Origin of the sequence: Streptomyces thermovulgaris (assembly GCF_002155915.1) — a bacterium.
GTDB classification, from domain to species: Bacteria; Actinomycetota; Actinomycetes; order Streptomycetales; family Streptomycetaceae; genus Streptomyces; species Streptomyces thermovulgaris.
This window is the reverse complement of the sequence record NZ_MUME01000390.1, coordinates 1-4218: the sequence shown is the minus strand read 5'-3', so window position 1 is coordinate 4218 and position 4218 is coordinate 1. Positions and strand designations below refer to the sequence as shown.

Here is a 4218-nt window from a genome sequence, read left to right as displayed (position 1 = left end):
CGGCCGTACTCGCGGGCACCGTGGAGAACACGGTGCCCGCGAGTACGGCCGCACCGCGCTGACCGTCTCCAAGTCCTCGTCCACCCTCTTCGAGGGCACCCCGGCCGAGCAGTCCGTGTGGATGTCGCACGGCGACGCCTGCTCCGCCGCTCCCGAGGGCTTCACCGTCACGGCCTCCACGGACGTCGTCCCGGTCGCCGCGTTCGAGAACGACGAGAAGAAGCTGTACGGCGTGCAGTACCACCCCGAGGTCCTGCACTCCACGTACGGCCAGCAGGTGCTGGAGCACTTCCTGTACCGCGGTGCGGGGCTCGAGCCGACCTGGACCATGGGCAACGTCATCGAGGAGCAGGTCGCCGCCATCCGTGAGCTGGTCGGCGACAAGCGCGCGATCTGCGGCCTGTCCGGCGGTGTGGACTCCGCGGTCGCCGCCGCCCTCGTCCAGAAGGCCATCGGCTCCCAGCTGACCTGCGTGTACGTCGACCACGGCCTGATGCGCAAGGGCGAGACCGAGCAGGTCGAGAAGGACTTCGTGGCCGCGACCGGCGTCCAGCTGAAGGTCGTGGACGCCGAGGAGCGCTTCCTCACCGCGCTCAAGGGGGTCACCGACCCCGAGGAGAAGCGGAAGATCATCGGCCGTGAGTTCATCCGGGTCTTCGAGCAGGCCCAGGCGGAGATCGTCGCGGACGAGGGCCCGGCGGTGGAGTTCCTGGTCCAGGGCACGCTCTACCCGGACGTGGTCGAGTCCGGCGGCGGCACCGGCACCGCGAACATCAAGTCGCACCACAATGTGGGCGGCCTGCCCGAGGACCTCGAGTTCAAGCTGATCGAGCCGCTGCGCCAGCTGTTCAAGGACGAGGTCCGCATGATCGGCCAGGAGCTGGGGCTGCCGGAGGAGATCGTCCACCGGCAGCCGTTCCCGGGGCCCGGTCTCGGCATCCGGATCGTCGGCGAGGTCACCAAGGAGCGCCTGGACCTGCTGCGCGAGGCCGACGCCATCGCCCGTGAGGAACTGACGGCGGCCGGCCTGGACCGGGACATCTGGCAGTGCCCGGTGGTGCTGCTCGCGGACGTGCGGTCCGTCGGTGTCCAGGGCGACGGCCGCACCTACGGCCACCCGATCGTGCTGCGCCCGGTCTCCTCCGAGGACGCGATGACCGCCGACTGGTCGCGTCTGCCGTACGACGTGCTCGCGAGGATCTCCACCCGGATCACCAACGAGGTCCCGGAGGTCAACCGGGTCGTGCTCGACGTGACCTCCAAGCCCCCGGGGACGATCGAGTGGGAGTGAGCCCCCGGCGGCTCGGTCCCGTCCGGCTCAGGTCCGTTTGAGCGTGCGCACCGGCTCTCCGGGCTTCCAGACCTGGACGACCAGATAGGTGTCGTCCTCCACACAGGTCCGTACGACCTCCGTCAACTCGGTGCGGAAGAGGTGGAACGGCTCCGGCGGTTCCACCTCTTCCGTGTACGCCCTCTTCGTCCGCGGGTCCTCCACCTCGATCGCCCGTCCGGAGATCCGTACGTCGCCGCCGCCCATCGTGGTGCCCGGCCCGGGATTGGCCTGGAGCGCGAATCTCGGATCCCGGCGCAGGTCGAGCGCCTTGAGCGAGTTCGGCATCATGCCGAGCCACAGCTCGCCGTGGAGGAAGCGCACCTCCAGGCCGGTGGTGCGAGGGGAGCCGTCCTTGCGCAGGGTGGCGAGGACATGGTGGGTGAACGCCCCGAAGCGCTGTTCGACGGTCGTGGCCAGTTCGGGTTCCGCTGCGGCGAAGGCCGCCCAGTTGGTGCTCATGCCGCGAGTCTTGCGGCAATACCTGACATCTTCTGTCGAGATTCCGGGGCAGCCGGTCCAACCCGATCCGGTTGTCCGGTCCGCTCCTCCGGTCTGCTCGCCCGGCCCCGTTCGTCCGGTCGTCCGCCCGGCTCGGCGGACGGCTCCTGGGCCGGGGCGGCGGACGCGCCGGATCCCGGGCCGCCCGCCCGGAATCATCCGGGGCGAGACCGGCCGTACGGACATGTGCGCGGCCGCGTCAACACAGCGATTCCGACATCACCCGCGCTGACCGGGCTGATCGGACCTGGCGGCCGAGGGCGGGGCGGTATAGGGCACAATTCGCTGACGGCGTAAGGGTGTTGTCCGCGGACTGGCTGCGGGCTGACGGAGTAAGGCGGGCGTCGGACGTGGCGGTGCAGGAGCTGGGAGACGGTGCGGTGACGGCTGCCCACGGGGGCGGCTGCACATGCGGGGACTGTCCGCACGGAGCACGTGCGGGGCACCGGAAGGCGGTTGCCGCATTCCTCCTCAAACGGGACGAGTTCGCCGCCGGCCAGGGACTGCCGGCGGCCGTGGCCCACTCGGCGCCGGCCTCCCGGCAGTGGATCTCGGAGGAGCTGACCCAGGCGGCGGAGCTCGTCGCCGAACGCGCCCGGGCCGAGGGCCAGGCCTGGCTGGCCCGGCTGTGGCGCTGGACGACGTACACGGTGTGGGCGGCGGTCGTACTGCTGCTTCTGGTGCAGGCGCTGACGGCGGTCGGAGCGGGCTGGAGCACCGCACGGACGGCGGGGCTGCTCGCGGCCGTCGTGATGGGCGGTGCGCTGACCGCCGCCTCCTGGTTCCACCGGGCGCGCGGCGGGGCGCTGGCCCCGGTCATCGGCGAGGACAACCGGCTGTCCACCTCACGGGCGGTCGCCGCCGCATGGGTGCTGTTCGTGGCGTACGCGGTGCTGGTCCTGGCGGGCCGGCTGGCAGCCGCCTCGGACCCCGCCGAGCGCGATGCGCTGATCCATGGACTGGAGCTGGCCCGGGGCGCCGGTGTGGTCACCGTGCTCGCCGTGGTGTGCGGGATCGCGGTCCTGGTGCGGCGGGTCGTCGGGCTGAGGGTGCAGGAGCAGCGGCTGCAGAAGGTGCGGGCGGACCGGCCGCGCGCGGCCGACCTGCTGACCGACGACGCGGGACGGGGGACGTTCGCGGACATCCAGTACGTCGTGATCAACGCCGTGGCCCTGGTCTTCGCCGCGGTCCGGCTGGCCCGGCGCCCCGACCAGCTGCCCGACCTGCCGTGGGGACTCGCGGTGGTGGTGCTGGTGTCGGCGGCGACCTATCTGGCGGGCAAGTACGCCGAGGGCGGGCGTCCGGTCGTCCTGTCGGTGGTCCGGGCCCGGGAGGCCGGTGACCTGGACGCGCCGATCCGCACCGGCGACGACATCGAGATCCGCGGCGCGGGCTTCGTCCCGCCGGGCGCGCAGCGGGCCGACCGGCTGGCCCGGATGGTGGTGCGCATCGGCGCGGTCAACGTCCAGGTGCCCCTGGTCCCGGTCACGGGCGGTTTCAGCAATCCCACGGACACGACACTGACCGTGCCCGTCCCGGCGGACGTGGAACCGGGCCGGGTCGAGGTGCAGGTGGTGACGGCGGCGGGCGTGGAGACGAACCGGTACACGATCGACGTCGTGGAATGACGCCCCCTCGCACCGGGGAGCGACGCCCCTCCGCCGTCCGCGGGACCGGGCACCTTGCGACAGACGGCCCGAAGTCACGCGGAAGCCGGAAAAATGGTTCCGCGGGGTTGAGGCGGCCCAGCCGTGCATACGTATGGTCCTGCGGGGGGCACACCATGTGAACGGCACGGCGGTGAGAGGCGGCTGGTAGCGATGACCCAAAGTGTGCACGCGGACACACATGGCCTGTACGTCGGCCGGAACGAGACCTGGCGCGAGACCGCGGCCCGCCACGCCCTGCTTCCCCTCCGGATCTTCCTGGGCGTCACCTTCGTCTACGCCGGTCTCGACAAGCTCACCGACAGCGCCTTTTTGAAGAGCGCCGGTCCCGGATCGATCGGCGAGACCATGCGCGCGGTCCGCGACTCCTCCGCCGTCCCCGCCCTGGTCGACCTGGCCCTGAAGAACCCGGTCGGCTTCGGCTACGGCATGGCCTTCGCCGAACTGGCCGTCGGCCTCGGCGTCCTCGTCGGCCTGCTGAGCCGTCTGGCCGCACTCGGCGGCGCACTGATCTCCCTCAGCCTGTGGCTCACGGTCAGCTGGTCCACCACCCCCTACTACTACGGCAACGACCTCGCCTATCTGATGGCCTGGCTGCCCCTCGTCCTCGCCGGTGCCCCGGTGCTCTCCCTCGACGCGGTGCTGCGGGCACGGCGGAGGGGGATGGAGTAGCCCCGGACGGGAAGACACGACGGACGGAAGAGCACGACGGGGCGGGCG

3 protein-coding genes and 1 pseudogene are annotated in these 4218 nt (G+C 71.6%); 3 read left to right on the top strand and 1 reads right to left on the bottom strand.

Translation table 11 applies throughout. From position 1 onward, the window contains the following. Positions 1–1291, top strand: a pseudogene (gene guaA, locus CCN35_RS24975) (glutamine-hydrolyzing GMP synthase); the annotation flags it as partial. 27 nt (positions 1292–1318) lie between these two features. Here guaA and CCN35_RS24970 read toward each other — a convergent pair. Then, positions 1319–1792, bottom strand: a complete 474-nt coding sequence (locus tag CCN35_RS24970) for a pyridoxamine 5'-phosphate oxidase family protein (RefSeq protein ID WP_067394630.1) — start codon at positions 1790–1792, stop codon at positions 1319–1321. A gap of 389 nt (positions 1793–2181) precedes the next feature. On the opposite strand from CCN35_RS24970, the gene CCN35_RS24965 reads away from it, so the two are divergent. Beyond that, positions 2182–3459: a hypothetical protein gene (locus CCN35_RS24965; protein WP_067394627.1), complete on the top strand. Its 1278-nt coding sequence runs from the start codon at positions 2182–2184 to the stop codon at positions 3457–3459. 192 nt (positions 3460–3651) lie between these two features. Beyond that, a complete protein-coding gene (locus CCN35_RS24960) occupies positions 3652–4170 on the top strand; it encodes a DoxX family protein (RefSeq protein WP_067394624.1) in 519 nt (172 codons plus the stop codon). Positions 4171–4218 lie beyond the last annotated feature (48 nt).

Bases quoted from the DNA above. Each gene is read 5' to 3' on its own strand.
- CCN35_RS24970 (WP_067394630.1), bottom strand. From the start codon at position 1,792: ATGAGCACCAACTGGGCGGCCTTCGCCGCAGCGGAACCCGAACTGGCC.
- CCN35_RS24960 (WP_067394624.1), top strand. From the start codon at position 3,652: ATGACCCAAAGTGTGCACGCGGACACACATGGCCTGTACGTCGGCCGG.